Genomic DNA, 13,043 nt, shown 5'->3' on the forward strand with positions numbered 1-13,043 from the left:
GATGATACCGGCTGTCCTGTTTCAACATGGCGTTTTGCCCGGAATTGTCCTTCGATTCCGGCGCCATATCATTTCCTAAACGAAGCGGAATACGCCGACGGCGTAGACCACGGAGAGAGCCAAAGCCCACCACAGGTTGGGACCGATCAACCCCAGCCAAGCGAGATGAATGAATGCGCTACCGAGTAACGACACAAACAGGCGGTCGCCGCGCGTGGTTTCAAAGCGCAGGATGCCAACACGCGGATTGCCACCGGGAGAGACATATTCCCACACGGCCATACCGATCAGCAGCGCCAGAATTGTCAGGAAGAACAGCGCCGTCGGCAGCGTCCATGCCATCCACGAGAAGTTCATGATGGCACCCGTCCCAACTGTAAATCGCTCTGTTTCCACCCCTCCGTCATCCTCGGGCTTGACCCGAGGACCCATAGCAAAGAGGCACCTAGCCTTCGGTTTGCTCGGAGCGATCCAGCGGAACGAGCCTCAAGCGGGAGTTCGCCATTGAGATCGACGCCAAGCTGGAATGCACCGTGGGATGTCAAAGGGGTGTGCTCCCTAACCGTGGGTCCTCGGGTCAAGCCCGAGGATGACGGAGAGACAGCTGCCAAAAAGCTTATGCCAACGGTCATGATATTTTCCTTGAAGCCGGAGCGACAAGCGCTCCGCGCAAATCTGCATAGGCCACGGTTTTCATCAATCCTGCCAGATGGTGAAAGGCATGCCAGTGGGCAATGCCGGAGGGGTCATTGAGTTCGGCTTTCAAATCGTCCCAATCCTCTCCCACATTGGATTGAACTGGATTGGGCTTCTCATCGTTAAAGACATCATGGAAATACACCCGCCAATACTGTTCCTTCTCAAGCGGTATTTCCGAAACACCCTGCGCGATAAGCGAAGCGAACAGCTTCGCGGTCGCTTCCTGCAATTCGACGATTGGAATACTCTTGAGTTCTGCCATTACACGCTCTCCCGGGCGGAACACTTCGCCTTGATCTTGCGCAGGGCATATTGCTGCATAGTCGTGCTAAGCAGCAACGTCGTCAGAAATATGTAAATCGTCCAGAAAGGGTTCATGACAAGTCCCTCGAAGCCGCGATGAAACTACCTTGCAGATCAGCGTAAGCCACCGCCTTCATCAATCCGGATAGATGATCAAAAGCATGCCAAAAAATGGTTGTTGTCTCTGGTATTTGACCCGCAACCTCTGAACGCAGGTCCTCCCAATCATCCCACACGTCACCCATCGTGGGGCTTGGTGGGCCATCAAGGGCAAACGCGTCCGCAGCAAAAACGGACCAATACTGATTCTGTGTCACAGGAATCCGCTCAATACGAGCTTGCTCGAGAAGGTCGAACAATCTGTTGGTCAACCCCTTCAATTCACTCAACTCGATCGAGTTTCCAGCGTTCATCACACCCTCCCCAGAGCAAAGCCCTTGGCGATATAATTGCGCACGAAATAGATAACGATAGCGCCGGGGATCAGGGTCAATACACCTGCCGCCGCCAGAAGACCCCAATCCATGCCCGATGCGGAAACAGTGCGGGTCATGGTTGCTGCAATCGGCTTGGCATCTGTTGTGGTCAGCGTCCGTGCAATCAGCAGTTCCACCCATGAGAACATGAAGCAGAAGAAGGCTGCCACACCGATACCGCTCGCGATCATCGGGATAAAAATCTTCACGAAAAAGCGTGGGAAGGAATAGCCGTCAATATAGGCTGTTTCATCGATCTCTTTTGGTACACCCGACATGAACCCTTCCAGAATCCAGACGGCGAGCGGCACGTTGAACAGGCAATGGGCCAGTGCAACGGCGATGTGTGTGTCGATCAATCCGAAGGCGGAATAGAGCTGGAAGAATGGCAGGGCAAACACCGCTGGCGGTGCCATGCGATTGGTGAGCAGCCAGAAGAACAGATGCTTGTCGCCAAGGAAACGATAGCGTGAAAAGGCATAGGCCGCAGGAAGCGCCACCAGCACTGAAATCACCATGTTCATCACCACGTAGATGATGGAATTGATATAGCCGCGATACCATGCCGGATCGGTGAAGATGATGGCGTAATTGTTCAGTGTCGGGTTCTGCGGCCACAGGGTGAAACTATTGAGAATCTCCTGATTGGTCTTGAAGCTCATATTGACGAGCCAATAGATCGGCAGCAGCAGGAATATGATATAAAGCGTCGGTATCAGCCACCAGAATTTGGATTCATCGCCGCGCTTGCGCATCTTGCGCGCCAATGCCTTGTCGAGTTTTGTCTGCTCGGGGCTGACCGTTGCCGTGCGGGCGAGTGTTTCATTTTGCACACTCATATCAGCGCTCCGCATCATAGTTGGTCATGATCGTATAGAAGACCCATGACAGAAGAAGAATGATCAGGAAGTAGACAATAGACATGGCCGCTGCCGGTCCAAGATCGAACTGGCCAATAGCAATTTTCACAAGATCGATTGACAGGAACGTGGTGGAGTTGCCCGGACCGCCGCCTGTTACCACGAATGGCTCGGTATAGATCATGAAGCTGTCCATAAAGCGCAGAAGCACGGCGATCAGCAGAACGCGGTTCATCTTTGGCAGCTGGATGTAACGGAACACGGCCCAGCGTGATGCGCCATCAATCTTCGCAGCTTGATAAAAAGCATCGGGGATCGAGACAAGACCGGCATAGCAAAGCAGCACGACAAGGCTTGTCCAGTGCCAGACATCCATCAGGATGACCGTGAACCACGCATGCAGCGGGTTTTGCACGTAGTTGTAGTTGATCCCGAGGCTTTCAAGCGTATGACCGAGAAGACCAATATCAACGCGGCCAAACACCTGCCAGATTGTGCCAACCACATTCCACGGAATGAGCAACGGCAGCGCCATCAGCACGAGACATACCGGAACACCAAGACCCTTGCGCGGCATATTCAGCGCAATGATGATGCCAAGCGGAATCTCAATGGCGAGAATAATAAATGAGAATACCAGATTGCGGATAAGCGCCGAGTGAAAGCGCTCCGACTGCAGAATTTCCGTGAACCATTCCGTACCGGCCCAGAAAAACTGGTTATTGCCGAACGTATCCTGCACCGAATAGTTGACCACGGTCATCAGCGGGATGACGGCTGAAAAAGCCACAAGCAGAAGCATGGGCAGAACCATGAACCAGGCTTTGTTGTTCCATGTTTTTTCCACGGTTCAGTTCCCCCCGACGCGCCAGGAATCGGCGTAGATGTTGATGCCCTTCGGATCGAATGCAATATGCGGATCGGCAGGAATGGATTCGCCCTCAGCAACGATGACCGCGATGTCCTGATTTTCCAGCTTGGTACGCACGATCTTGTGGCGACCAATATCCTCGACCTTGGCGATGGTGACAGGCATGCCCTCGCGGCCGAGCCTGATATATTCAGGGCGGATACCGAGTTCGATCTTCTTGGCGTCCGCAGGCATAGCCGGTGATGGCAATGCAATCTTGTGGCTACCCACCTGCGCGGTATCACCGGCCAGTTGAACCGGCATGACATTCATGCCGGGCGAGCCGATGAAATAGCCGACGAATGTATGTTTTGGCCGCTCAAACAGCTCTTCCGGTGTGCCGATCTGCACGATTTCACCGTCATACATGACGACAACCTTCTGGGCGAAGGTGAGCGCCTCGGTCTGATCGTGAGTAACGTAAACCATGGTGTAGCCAAAACGCTGATGCAACTGCTTCAATTGCGATCGCAACACCCATTTCATATGCGGGTCGATAACTGTCAAAGGTTCGTCAAACAGAATGGCATTGACGTCGGAGCGCACAAGACCGCGCCCAAGCGAAATCTTCTGTTTCTGATCAGCCGTGAGGCCACGCGCCTTCTTGTTGGTCCAGCTGGCGAGATCGATCATCTCCAGCGTCTCGCGCACCTTGCGGTCAATCTCGGCCTCCGGCACGCCGCGATTGCGCAGCGGAAAGGCCAGATTGTCGTAAACCGTCATGGTGTCGTAAATAACAGGGAACTGGAAGACCTGCGCAATATTGCGTTCCTGCGTCGACAGGTTGGTCACATCCTGCCCGTTGAACAGCAATTGGCCGTGCGATGGATGGATCAGGCCGGAAATGATGTTGAGCAGTGTGGTCTTGCCACAGCCTGAAGGGCCGAGCAGCGCATAGGCACCGCCATCCTCCCAGGAATGATGCACCTCACGCAAGGCATAGTCCTTATCCGACTTCGGATTGGGACCATAGGCGTGGCGAATGTGGTTGAGATCAATGCGCGCCATGATATTCCCTATGCCGCGAGCTTCTGGCGACGGGTAACGGATTGCCCACTCGCGTCGAAGATCATCAGGTTGCGCGGATCGATGAAGATATCGATGACTTCATCGGGTGTGTAGATGTGGATGCCGTGGGTCAGCATGGTCCAGCGTGCATCGGCAAAGGACAGGTGCACAAAGCTTTCAGAACCGGTGATCTCCGTAGCGGTGACGATGGCCTTGAGCGCGATTTCATCGGCATTGCGCCGACTTGTCCCCACATGGTGCGGCTGGAACCCAACCGTATAGGTGCCATCGGCAATCTCGCCGAGATTGGACGGAACCGGCATGGCCACACCGCCTTCCAGCTGGAATGCCTTGCCGATCTTGGCAAGTGCAATGGTATTGAGCGGCGGATCGGCAAAAGTCTGTGCGGTGATCAGATCATCCGGTTTACGGAATACATCGATGGTCGGGCCAAACTGAGTGATACGGCCTTCTGAGAGCGTCGCCGTGTTGCCGCCGAGAAGCAGCGCCTCGTGCGGTTCCGTGGTCGCATAGACAAAGATCGTACCGGCTTCGGCAAAAATCTTCGGCAATTCCTGCCGCAACTCTTCGCGCAGCTTGTAATCGAGATTGGCAAGCGGCTCATCAAGCAGCACAAGCTTGGCATTTTTAACGATGGCACGAGCCAATGCGGTGCGCTGCTGCTGCCCACCGGAAAGACTAAGCGGCGTGCGATCGAGATAGGGTGTCAGCTTGAGAAGTTCGGCGGCCTTGCGCACTTCCCGGTCAATCGTTGCCTTGTCGACACCGGCAACGCGCATGGGTGAGGCAATGTTCTCATAGACGGTGAAGGCCGGATAATTGATGAACTGCTGATAGACCATGGCGACCGAGCGCTTTTGCACGGGAACGCCGGTGACATCCTTGCCATCGAACCAGATGGAGCCTGAGGTTGGAACATCAAGACCCGCCATGATGCGCATGAGACTGGTTTTCCCTGATAGGGTCGGTCCCAGCAGAACATTCAGCGTGGCGTGTTGAAGCTCAAGCGAAATATTGTCGAGATGGGTTTTACCACCCACCACCTTGGACACATTCCGCAATTCCAGCATCTCAGTCCTCCCTGGGACAAAAGGCCTCCAGCCTCTTTGTCCCGCCTTCCCAATCACTTCATTACCCTGCCGGAGCAGTGCAATGCCTATTCAGCCGCCACCTTGCCCCGCCGATCAACCGCGCCGTCCATGAAACGGTCGAGCGCAGCAGCTTCGTCGGCGGAAAGATGCAACCCCATTTTCGTCCGGCGCCAGAGCACATCCTGTGCATTGACCGCCCACTCATGCGCGATCTGGTAGCGGACTTCGGCCTCGTACAGATCCGCACCGAAAAGCTGGCCAAGATCAGCCATTGACGTCGCTTTGCCCAACAGAATACGTGCCTTGGTGCCATAAAGCCGGAACAGGCGACGAGCATGGCGCGCATCAAGGAACGGATAATCCGCCTTCAGCTTTTGCAATTCGGCGTCGAATGCAGTTGCCGGGAAGTCACCGCCCGGAAGCGTTCCGGTGGCCGTCCAGGGCTTACCCTTCTTGCCGAGCTGTTCTTCGATCTTTTCCAGCATGTGTTCGGACAACCGGCGATATGTGGTGATCTTGCCGCCGAATATATTGAGAAGCGGCGCCTTGCCATCTGGCGCATCCGTTTTCAAAACGTAATCGCGGGTGGCTTCCTGTGCCTTCGATGCGCCGTCATCATAGAGGGGACGCACGCCGGAATAGGTCCAGACCACATCGTCGCGCTTCACCGGCTCTACGAAATATTCGCTGGCGGCAGCGCAGAGATAATCAATCTCGGCATCAGTGATTTTCACCTCGGCCGGATTGCCGTGATAATCCTGATCCGTCGTGCCGATGAGCGTGAAATCCTGCTCATAGGGAATGGCAAAGATGATACGGCCATCGGTATTCTGGAAGAAATAGGCGCGGGGATCGTCAAACTTCTTGCGCACAACGATATGGCTGCCCTGAACAAGGCGCACATTATGGGCATCATTAATGCCCACGACTCCAGTCAGAACTTCATCAACCCAAGGACCAGCGGCATTGACAACAAGGCGCGAGCGAACCTCTTCGGTGGCGCCTGTCAGCATATCCTGAACTGTCAGCGTCCAGCTATCAGCGTCACGGTGGGCGCTTGTCACCTTCGACCGTGTACGAACGACGGCACCGCGATCGGCGGCATCACGGGCATTCAGCGCAACGAAGCGCGCATCATTGACCCAGCAATCGGAATATTCGAAAGCCTTGGTATAGAGTGACTTCAGCGGCTTGGCTGCCGGGTCGCGGGTCATATCAAGGGTGCGGGTTGCAGGCAGTTTCTTGCGGCCGCCAATGTGATCATAAAGAAACAGACCGAGGCGAAGCAGCCAGGCCGGTCGCAGCCCCGCATGGTGCGGCAGAACAAAGCGCATCGGCCAGATAATGTGCGGCGCAGCAGCCCACAGCACCTCGCGCTCCATCAGCGATTCACGCACCAGACGGAACTCGTAATATTCAAGATAGCGCAGACCGCCATGAATAAGCTTGGTGGAACCGGATGACGTGCCACTGGCCAGATCATTCATCTCTGCAAGGAAAACGGAATAGCCACGGCCAACCGCATCCCGGGCAATACCGCATCCATTGATGCCGCCGCCGATCACGAAGACGTCGTAGATCTTGTCCGTTGCCAATGCCCATGCTCCCCATTTCGCAACGCACCATTTCCTCGCAATTGCGAAAGAGATATGGATTAATTACGAAAGCAATACGAAACTAAAAGGAACTATAACGCGCATCACCCGACGACACAAGAGGCAGATCAGACCGAAGTTTCGATCAGCCTGACGTCCGCTTCAGCACAAATAGCGCGGATGGCCTCGCTTTCGCATCGGTCTGTGATGAAGGTGTTGACCTGCGATAGATGCCCCATACGCACCGGCGCTGTCCGCTCAAATTTGGTGGAATCAGAAACCAGAATCACATGCCGGGCATTGGCCATAATCGCCTGCGCCACCTTGACCTCGCGGAAATCGAAATCGAGCAGCGCCCCGTCATGATCGATTGCGGACGTACCGATGACAGCGAAATCCACTTTAAACTGGCGGATGAAATCCACTGCAGCCTCACCGACAATACCGCCGTCTGACCCACGCACAACCCCGCCCGCGATGACCACCTCAATATCGGGGTAAACACGTAACCGATTGGCAACATTGATATTATTCGTAATAACCATCAAGCCTTTGCGATCCAGCAACGCCTGCCCCACCGCCTCGGTCGTCGTCCCGATATTAACGAACAGCGAGGCATTATCAGGGATAAGGGCAGCGGCGGCGCGGCCAATGGCTTCCTTCTCGCTAGCTGCAATCAGACGTCGTGCCTCATATTCAAGATTCTGGATGCCCGAAGGAAACAGCGCACCCCCATGGATGCGGCTCAGAAGCCGCTGATCACACAGATCATTCAGATCCTTACGGATGGTCTGGGGCGTAACGTTGAAATGAACGGCAAGATCATCCACCAGCACGCGGCCATGTTCTTTGGCCATTTCCAGAATTTCGGCGTGTCTGGGCGGCAGGAACATGGACGTAGCTTTCATTTTCGTTTTTCTGCACGCTATACGAAAACGAAAATGAACATAAGTCAATCGGGGATGAAACGAAGCTGGCTTAAATACCAGATAATGAACGGTCTTGGCCGGTCATCCGCGTCGGCAATTTCTGCGCTTTGTGGGGGCTTGATTCTGAACGTGCAAACGACAGGCAGAAAATTTTCTGACAACGATGTCGGTATCGGCGATTCCGGTTCGTCCTAGAAACAATCATCAGGCACAAGGGGTGCCGGACTTACAAGGGACATGATTATGGAAGCGACCGGACAGGCAACAGTGATCTCGAACAAGGCATTATGGGCAGGCTGGATTCTCAGTGGCCTTGTTATCGCATTTCTGATTTTCGACTTTGGCATCAAGCTGGTACCGCTCGATATCGTGCTCAAATCTTTGGCGGAACTGGGCTATCCCGACACAGCAGCCATGGGACGCGGGCTGGGTATTCTGCTGATGATCTGCACAGTGCTTTACGCCATTCCGCGCACCTCAATTCTCGGTGCCATTTTGCTGACTGGTTATCTTGGGGGAGCCATTGCCACCCAGCTTCGGGTTGGTAATCCGCTGTTCAGCCATTTGCTGTTCGGCGTGTATCTCGGCCTCATGGTCTGGGGCGGGCTCTATCTGCGCGATCCGCGCGTTCGCGCCCTCATTCCGTTCCGCGCATCGGATGATTAAACAAATACAGTGATCTGACCGCCGGAAACCGGCGGTCAGAAAGCCGTTACTAGCGGGTAGAACGCAGCGACAACTGCGTTGCACCGGCAGCAACGTTAAGGCCCTGGGTCGCTTCGGCGCTGAAAGGTTGCAGGCCAAAATTCTTCGACGTTCCGCCAACAAGTGCATTAGCGCCCAATCCAACGCCGATGGAGGCACCAGCCGTCACACCAACGTAATTGCCCGCAAGGGCACCGTCGCCTGCCCGGTTACCGGCGGCTGTGTAAACAATCCACTGCAGGTAGGATTTCTTGGTGATGCCGATATCCACCCCCAGCTTGCCGATACGCCCGGTATATTTATCAACAGAGCCATTGGTCCGCGTGAACTTGCATTGCACCGCCTTACTTGAACCAATGAGCATTCCGACGCCGCCATCAACCGCGCAGGACAGAGTACCGAGACGCGTCTTGGGGCCGCTCGCGGTGTGAGCCTGCTGTTTGGTCTTGTGATGAGGCGCTGCGTAAGCAGTTGCGCCAAAAGCCATCGAAATGGCAGCGGCCATCAGAATCAGTTTTTTCATGATATGTCCTTGTTTCGTTACGGCCCGGCTCTTTGAAATTGCCGTCGAAGCCTGCAAAGAAACGTGTGCCGACTTGAATGGTTCCGGAAAGTCAATTCATAGGGCGGTCGGCTACGAAATCCAGAAAGGCCCGCAGAGCAGGAGCCATCTGACGGCGGCTTGGATAATAAAGATAGAATCCGGGGAATGTTGGCGTCCACTCCTGCAACAGTTGGACCAGTTTGCCGCTGGCGACCAGATCCCTGATATCATGAGCGAAGAGATAGCCAATACCCACCCCGTCGGCGACAATGCGAGGTGTCATTCCGGGCTCGTTCACCATCAACGGGCCATTGACGGCAATCTGTAATTTCTCATCGCCGCGCTCGAACTCCCAGCGATACAGGCTGCCATCCGTGGGCCAGCGATAATTCAGACACCGGTGCTGCAAGAGATCGCGCGGCGTCAGCGGCGTTCCGAACCGCTCCAGATACTCAGGCGTTGCTACAACCATCATTTCCAGATCAGCGCTCAATCTAACCGCTATCATGTCCATCTCCAGTTTCTCGCCGAGCCTGACGCCCGCATCAAAACCTTCTGCAACGATATCCACCAGACGTTCATCAACCACAATATCCATGACAATGCCGGGAAATGCCTCAAGGAACGGGCCAACCAACGGCGCAAGATAGTGGATGGCGGCCAGACGCATTGTGTTGATCCGCAATGTACCTGAGGGAACATCTTTTGCAGCCACCAGTTCCGCAACGGCTGTATCGAGCGCTGTCAGTGCAGGAAGAAGTCGTATCAAGAATTTCTCGCCGGCTTCACTCGGCCGGACGCTGCGCGTTGTTCTATGCAGCAAACGGATGCCGAGACGTTCCTCCATGTTGCGGATTGTCTGGCTGAGGGCAGAGGCCGATACACCAAGATGGGCAGCGGCGCGCGCAAAACTGCCGTGCTCGACGATGGCTGCGAACGCCCGCAATTCAGCATGCTCATTTCCACGCATTATACCACCTTTCCTAAACAACCCCTTCAGAAATTACCGCATTCTACGTTTCATTACGAAGTGAGATTGTACAATCTAGCTCTTCAATCTTTAAAAGGTGGATCATGGGTCGATTTTCGGGAAAGCGAATTCTCATCACGGGCGGCACCAGCGGCATGGGACTTGCCGGTGCCAGGCGCATTGTAGCGGAAGGCGGTCAGGTGATTGTCACCGGCATGAGCAAGGAACATCTCGACGAAACAAAGCAGGCGCTGCCGGGGGCGCTGATTTTGCGCAATGACGCCGGTGACCCTGTTGCTGCCGATGCGCTTGCTGAAAAGGTGCGTGAATTGGGAAGCCTCGACGGGCTTTGGCTCAATGCAGGTTATGCCGCAGTGGCAGCAATCGAGGACATTGACGCTGCGTTCTTCGATCGCATGATGAATGCCAATGTGCGCGGTCCGGTGCTTCAGCTTGCCAAACTTTCCAGTTATTTGAACAAAGGCGCCTCTGTTGTTCTGACCTCGTCAACTGCGACTTATGAGGCCGCGCCAATTGCCAGCACTTACGCGGCCACCAAGGGGGCGATGATTGCCATGGCGCGCTCCTGGGCTTCTGCCCTTGGCGAAAGACAGATACGCGTTAATGTGCTTGTTCCCGGACCGATCGAAACCAATTTCCGCAATTTCATGCCTGATGATTTCCGCAGGAAATTTGAGGCGGATGTGGTCGGACATCTGGCGCTTGCCCGTGTCGGAACAGCCGAAGAAGCCGCTGCGGTCGCGCTGTTTCTGTTGTCAGACGATGCATCCTATGTGACCGGCAGCCAATATGCCGTTGATGGCGGTCTGATCATGCAATGAGCGACGATTGAAGCTCTGGCTGTTGGATACGTAAGGCACCAATGAAAGCGACTTATAAGCCGTTATCACACCTTGTCAGCCAAATCTTGAAAGTCGGAACGGCGCGAGCCTTTCCTCGGGCTTGTCTGACAGGATTTCTCGGGACAGGAGCAAGCCAACGGCGGGAGCAAGTGTAACGCCAGAATGCATGACGGCAACAGAAAGCCCTTCATGGGGTTCAGCCTTGCCGATGATTGGAAACCCGTCTTTTGGGGTTGGCCGATAGCCGACCGTAAAAAAATCCAGCGCCAGATCATCAACGCCCTTCAGCATTGTTCTCAGTTTGGTAAAGAGCCGGTCCGCCGCTGCCTGCTGGTCTTCGCCGGGGTCACGTCCACCGAAATCGGCACCCGCAATGATCCGGCCTTCCGCCGTCTGCCGCATATGCAGTTCCGGCGCGAGGACGAGGCCATTCAGCCGTTTTTCCGTGGGTCTGGAATGCACGATCAGCCCCGGCGGCGTCTCGATGGGGAGCGTAACGCCCGCTGTTTTTGCCAGCACAGCCGCCCCTGCTCCCGCTGCAAGCACCACATGATCGGCTTGCAATGCGCCAAATGTTGTGGCGACCCCGGTAATTCTGTTGCCTTCCTGTAGTAGCCCTTGGGCATTTGCTCCATAAAGCAATCGCGCTCCACGCGCCTGCGCGCCCGCCAACATGCGTTGAGCAGCCGCGACAGGTTCGACCACCCCTTCTTCAGCAATGCGCAGCGCAATGTCGGGCACCTGAGAAAGATAAGGCTCCAGTGCTGCAACATCGTCGCGATTGATGCGCCTGATACCATACCCCCAACGTCCATACTGCGTCGTATAGGTTTCCATGTCCTCGAGCGACATATCCCAGCAAATACTGCCGCACCAATTGACCCCAATATCAGGCAATTCTTTTGCCAGACGTTGCCATCCCTCCATCGCATAACGACGAAAACGGAAATAGAATTCAGGATTACCCCAGCTGGCATTGATCCACGCGAATGAAGCAGGCGTGGCCACACCGCCACTTTTCTCAGCGACAACTGTTACGGCGACACCCTGCCGCGCCAGATGCCAAGCAATGGAGGCGCCGATAATTCCAGCACCGACCACAACTACATTCTTTGGTTTTGCCACGCGTTTGCTTCTTTCACTAAGACCGGGAATCTGCCTGCGCCTTGTTGGACGACGCTATCATTTCCGGATGATGCCACTGAAGACTCACAGAAATTTGTGACCAGACTAATCCGGTGGTAGATGTAACACCATGCTGAAAGGACAGTTCAAGATATTGCGGTGTGAAGTTGCAGGCGTTGATGCCGTTGCGGCTATAACGAAGCATAGTTTTCCGCGCCACACGCATGAGCAGTATGGCATTGGTGTCATCCATCAGGGTGCGCAGAAATCCCATAGCGGCCGCGGCATGGTGGAGGCCAGTTCTGGCGATGTAATCACCGTCAATCCCGGTGAGGTGCATGATGGAGCACCCATAGGTGATGCCGGACGCGCATGGAAGATGCTCTACTTCGACCCGCATGTGATTAACAATGCGGCTAAGGAGATGAACGAGGCTCGCGTGAAACCGGACGAATTCCCCCGACCAGTCATCGGCAACACTTACCTTGCAATTGCATTCGAACGGCTTTTTGCTGCCATGACCAATGAACATCCCATCGCATCCGCCCTGCTGCGCGAAGAACTCCTGCTGAATTTATTGGCTGGCGTATTTCGCGAAGCGGATAATCCAGTCCAGCAGCAGACAATACCCAAAGCCATTCGCCGTGCCCGGAATATGATCGATGATCAGCCTGATCTCGCGTTGACTTTGGCCGACCTGGCCAAAGAAGCTGGTTTAAGCCGCTTTCAGGTGCTGCGTGGCTTTACCCGCGCTACCGGCCTCACGCCCCACGCTTATCTGATGCAGCGCCGGATTGATCTTGCCCGCCGGATGATTGCAGGGGGATCGACGCTCGCGCAAGCCGCCATTGCCAGCGGCTTTGCCGACCAGAGCCATATGACGCGAACTTTCGTGCGCAAATACGGTATATCGCCCGGTGCCTATGCCGCGGCGATGATCTGAT

The 13,043-nt window shown here is 55.0% G+C and carries 15 protein-coding genes; 3 read left to right on the forward strand and 12 right to left on the reverse strand.

What is annotated here, in order from left to right; genetic code table 11:
• Nucleotides 1-75 precede the first annotated feature (75 nt).
• From AB4Y96_RS13935 to AB4Y96_RS13975, 9 genes are all read right to left on the reverse strand, one after another.
• The gene (locus AB4Y96_RS13935; protein WP_441918108.1) at nt 76-357 is read right to left on the reverse strand and encodes a DUF2160 domain-containing protein; all 282 of its coding nucleotides are present in this window, start codon (nt 355-357) and stop codon (nt 76-78) included.
• A gap of 271 nt (nt 358-628) precedes the next feature.
• On the reverse strand, nt 629-961 hold the full coding sequence (locus AB4Y96_RS13940; protein WP_441918109.1) for a hypothetical protein: 333 nt from the start codon (nt 959-961) through the stop codon (nt 629-631).
• A gap of 112 nt (nt 962-1,073) precedes the next feature.
• Nucleotides 1,074-1,415 carry a hypothetical protein gene (locus AB4Y96_RS13945; RefSeq protein WP_441918110.1) on the reverse strand — a complete coding sequence of 114 codons (342 nt, stop codon included), beginning with the start codon at nt 1,413-1,415 and terminating at the stop codon, nt 1,074-1,076.
• A complete protein-coding gene (locus AB4Y96_RS13950; protein ID WP_441918112.1) occupies nt 1,415-2,317 on the reverse strand; it encodes a carbohydrate ABC transporter permease in 903 nt (300 codons plus the stop codon). The genes AB4Y96_RS13945 and AB4Y96_RS13950 overlap by 1 nt, the downstream gene beginning before the upstream one ends.
• Before the next feature lies 1 nt (nt 2,318).
• Nucleotides 2,319-3,185, reverse strand: a complete 867-nt coding sequence (locus tag AB4Y96_RS13955; RefSeq protein ID WP_441918114.1) for a carbohydrate ABC transporter permease — start codon at nt 3,183-3,185, stop codon at nt 2,319-2,321.
• 3 nt (nt 3,186-3,188) lie between these two features.
• The gene (locus AB4Y96_RS13960) at nt 3,189-4,256 is read right to left on the reverse strand and encodes an ABC transporter ATP-binding protein (RefSeq protein ID WP_091879079.1); all 1,068 of its coding nucleotides are present in this window, start codon (nt 4,254-4,256) and stop codon (nt 3,189-3,191) included.
• Nucleotides 4,257-4,264: 8 nt separating this feature from the next.
• Entirely contained in the window at nt 4,265-5,347 is a 1,083-nt protein-coding gene (locus AB4Y96_RS13965; RefSeq protein WP_091879080.1) for an ABC transporter ATP-binding protein, read from the reverse strand.
• A gap of 86 nt (nt 5,348-5,433) precedes the next feature.
• Nucleotides 5,434-6,963: a glycerol-3-phosphate dehydrogenase gene (gene glpD / locus AB4Y96_RS13970; protein WP_441918116.1), complete on the reverse strand. Its 1,530-nt coding sequence runs from the start codon at nt 6,961-6,963 to the stop codon at nt 5,434-5,436.
• A gap of 128 nt (nt 6,964-7,091) precedes the next feature.
• Entirely contained in the window at nt 7,092-7,856 is a 765-nt protein-coding gene (locus AB4Y96_RS13975) for a DeoR/GlpR family DNA-binding transcription regulator (RefSeq protein ID WP_091879083.1), read from the reverse strand.
• A gap of 279 nt (nt 7,857-8,135) precedes the next feature.
• On the opposite strand from AB4Y96_RS13975, the gene AB4Y96_RS13980 reads away from it, so the two are divergent.
• Nucleotides 8,136-8,558 carry a DoxX family protein gene (locus AB4Y96_RS13980; protein ID WP_441918118.1) on the forward strand — a complete coding sequence of 141 codons (423 nt, stop codon included), beginning with the start codon at nt 8,136-8,138 and terminating at the stop codon, nt 8,556-8,558.
• A 49-nt stretch (nt 8,559-8,607) separates the two neighbouring features.
• On the opposite strand, the gene AB4Y96_RS13985 is transcribed toward AB4Y96_RS13980, so the two are convergent.
• Together AB4Y96_RS13985 and AB4Y96_RS13990 are read right to left on the reverse strand one after the other, a co-directional pair.
• Entirely contained in the window at nt 8,608-9,120 is a 513-nt protein-coding gene (locus tag AB4Y96_RS13985; RefSeq protein ID WP_441918120.1) for a DUF992 domain-containing protein, read from the reverse strand.
• 91 nt (nt 9,121-9,211) lie between these two features.
• Nucleotides 9,212-10,111 carry a LysR family transcriptional regulator gene (locus AB4Y96_RS13990; RefSeq protein WP_441918122.1) on the reverse strand — a complete coding sequence of 300 codons (900 nt, stop codon included), beginning with the start codon at nt 10,109-10,111 and terminating at the stop codon, nt 9,212-9,214.
• 104 nt (nt 10,112-10,215) lie between these two features.
• Here AB4Y96_RS13990 and AB4Y96_RS13995 point away from each other — a divergent pair, with 104 nt between their 5' ends.
• The gene (locus AB4Y96_RS13995) at nt 10,216-10,953 is read left to right on the forward strand and encodes an SDR family oxidoreductase (protein WP_441918124.1); all 738 of its coding nucleotides are present in this window, start codon (nt 10,216-10,218) and stop codon (nt 10,951-10,953) included.
• A gap of 75 nt (nt 10,954-11,028) precedes the next feature.
• Here the strand turns inward: AB4Y96_RS13995 and AB4Y96_RS14000 are convergent, their stop codons facing one another.
• Nucleotides 11,029-12,099: an NAD(P)/FAD-dependent oxidoreductase gene (locus AB4Y96_RS14000; protein WP_441918125.1), complete on the reverse strand. Its 1,071-nt coding sequence runs from the start codon at nt 12,097-12,099 to the stop codon at nt 11,029-11,031.
• Nucleotides 12,100-12,229: 130 nt separating this feature from the next.
• Between AB4Y96_RS14000 and AB4Y96_RS14005 the strand changes: the two genes are divergently transcribed.
• Entirely contained in the window at nt 12,230-13,042 is an 813-nt protein-coding gene (locus AB4Y96_RS14005) for an AraC family transcriptional regulator (RefSeq protein ID WP_441918126.1), read from the forward strand.
• The last annotated feature ends 1 nt before the right edge of the window (nt 13,043 follow it).

Source organism: Phyllobacterium sp. TAF24 (genome assembly GCF_052113785.1).
Lineage (GTDB): Bacteria > Pseudomonadota > Alphaproteobacteria > Rhizobiales > Rhizobiaceae > Phyllobacterium.

Coding starts and splice junctions, on each gene's coding strand:
- AB4Y96_RS13935 (WP_441918108.1), bottom strand. CDS start 357: ATGAACTTCTCGTGGATGGCATGGACGCTGCCGACGGCGCTGTTCTTC.
- AB4Y96_RS13945 (WP_441918110.1), bottom strand. CDS start 1,415: ATGAACGCTGGAAACTCGATCGAGTTGAGTGAATTGAAGGGGTTGACC.
- AB4Y96_RS13975 (WP_091879083.1), bottom strand. CDS start 7,856: ATGTTCCTGCCGCCCAGACACGCCGAAATTCTGGAAATGGCCAAAGAA.
- AB4Y96_RS13990 (WP_441918122.1), bottom strand. CDS start 10,111: ATGCGTGGAAATGAGCATGCTGAATTGCGGGCGTTCGCAGCCATCGTC.
- AB4Y96_RS13995 (WP_441918124.1), top strand. CDS start 10,216: ATGGGTCGATTTTCGGGAAAGCGAATTCTCATCACGGGCGGCACCAGC.
- AB4Y96_RS13940 (WP_441918109.1), bottom strand. CDS start 961: ATGGCAGAACTCAAGAGTATTCCAATCGTCGAATTGCAGGAAGCGACC.
- AB4Y96_RS13965 (WP_091879080.1), bottom strand. CDS start 5,347: ATGCTGGAATTGCGGAATGTGTCCAAGGTGGTGGGTGGTAAAACCCAT.
- AB4Y96_RS13960 (WP_091879079.1), bottom strand. CDS start 4,256: ATGGCGCGCATTGATCTCAACCACATTCGCCACGCCTATGGTCCCAAT.
- AB4Y96_RS13985 (WP_441918120.1), bottom strand. CDS start 9,120: ATGAAAAAACTGATTCTGATGGCCGCTGCCATTTCGATGGCTTTTGGC.
- AB4Y96_RS13980 (WP_441918118.1), top strand. CDS start 8,136: ATGGAAGCGACCGGACAGGCAACAGTGATCTCGAACAAGGCATTATGG.
- AB4Y96_RS13950 (WP_441918112.1), bottom strand. CDS start 2,317: ATGAGTGTGCAAAATGAAACACTCGCCCGCACGGCAACGGTCAGCCCC.
- AB4Y96_RS14005 (WP_441918126.1), top strand. CDS start 12,230: ATGCTGAAAGGACAGTTCAAGATATTGCGGTGTGAAGTTGCAGGCGTT.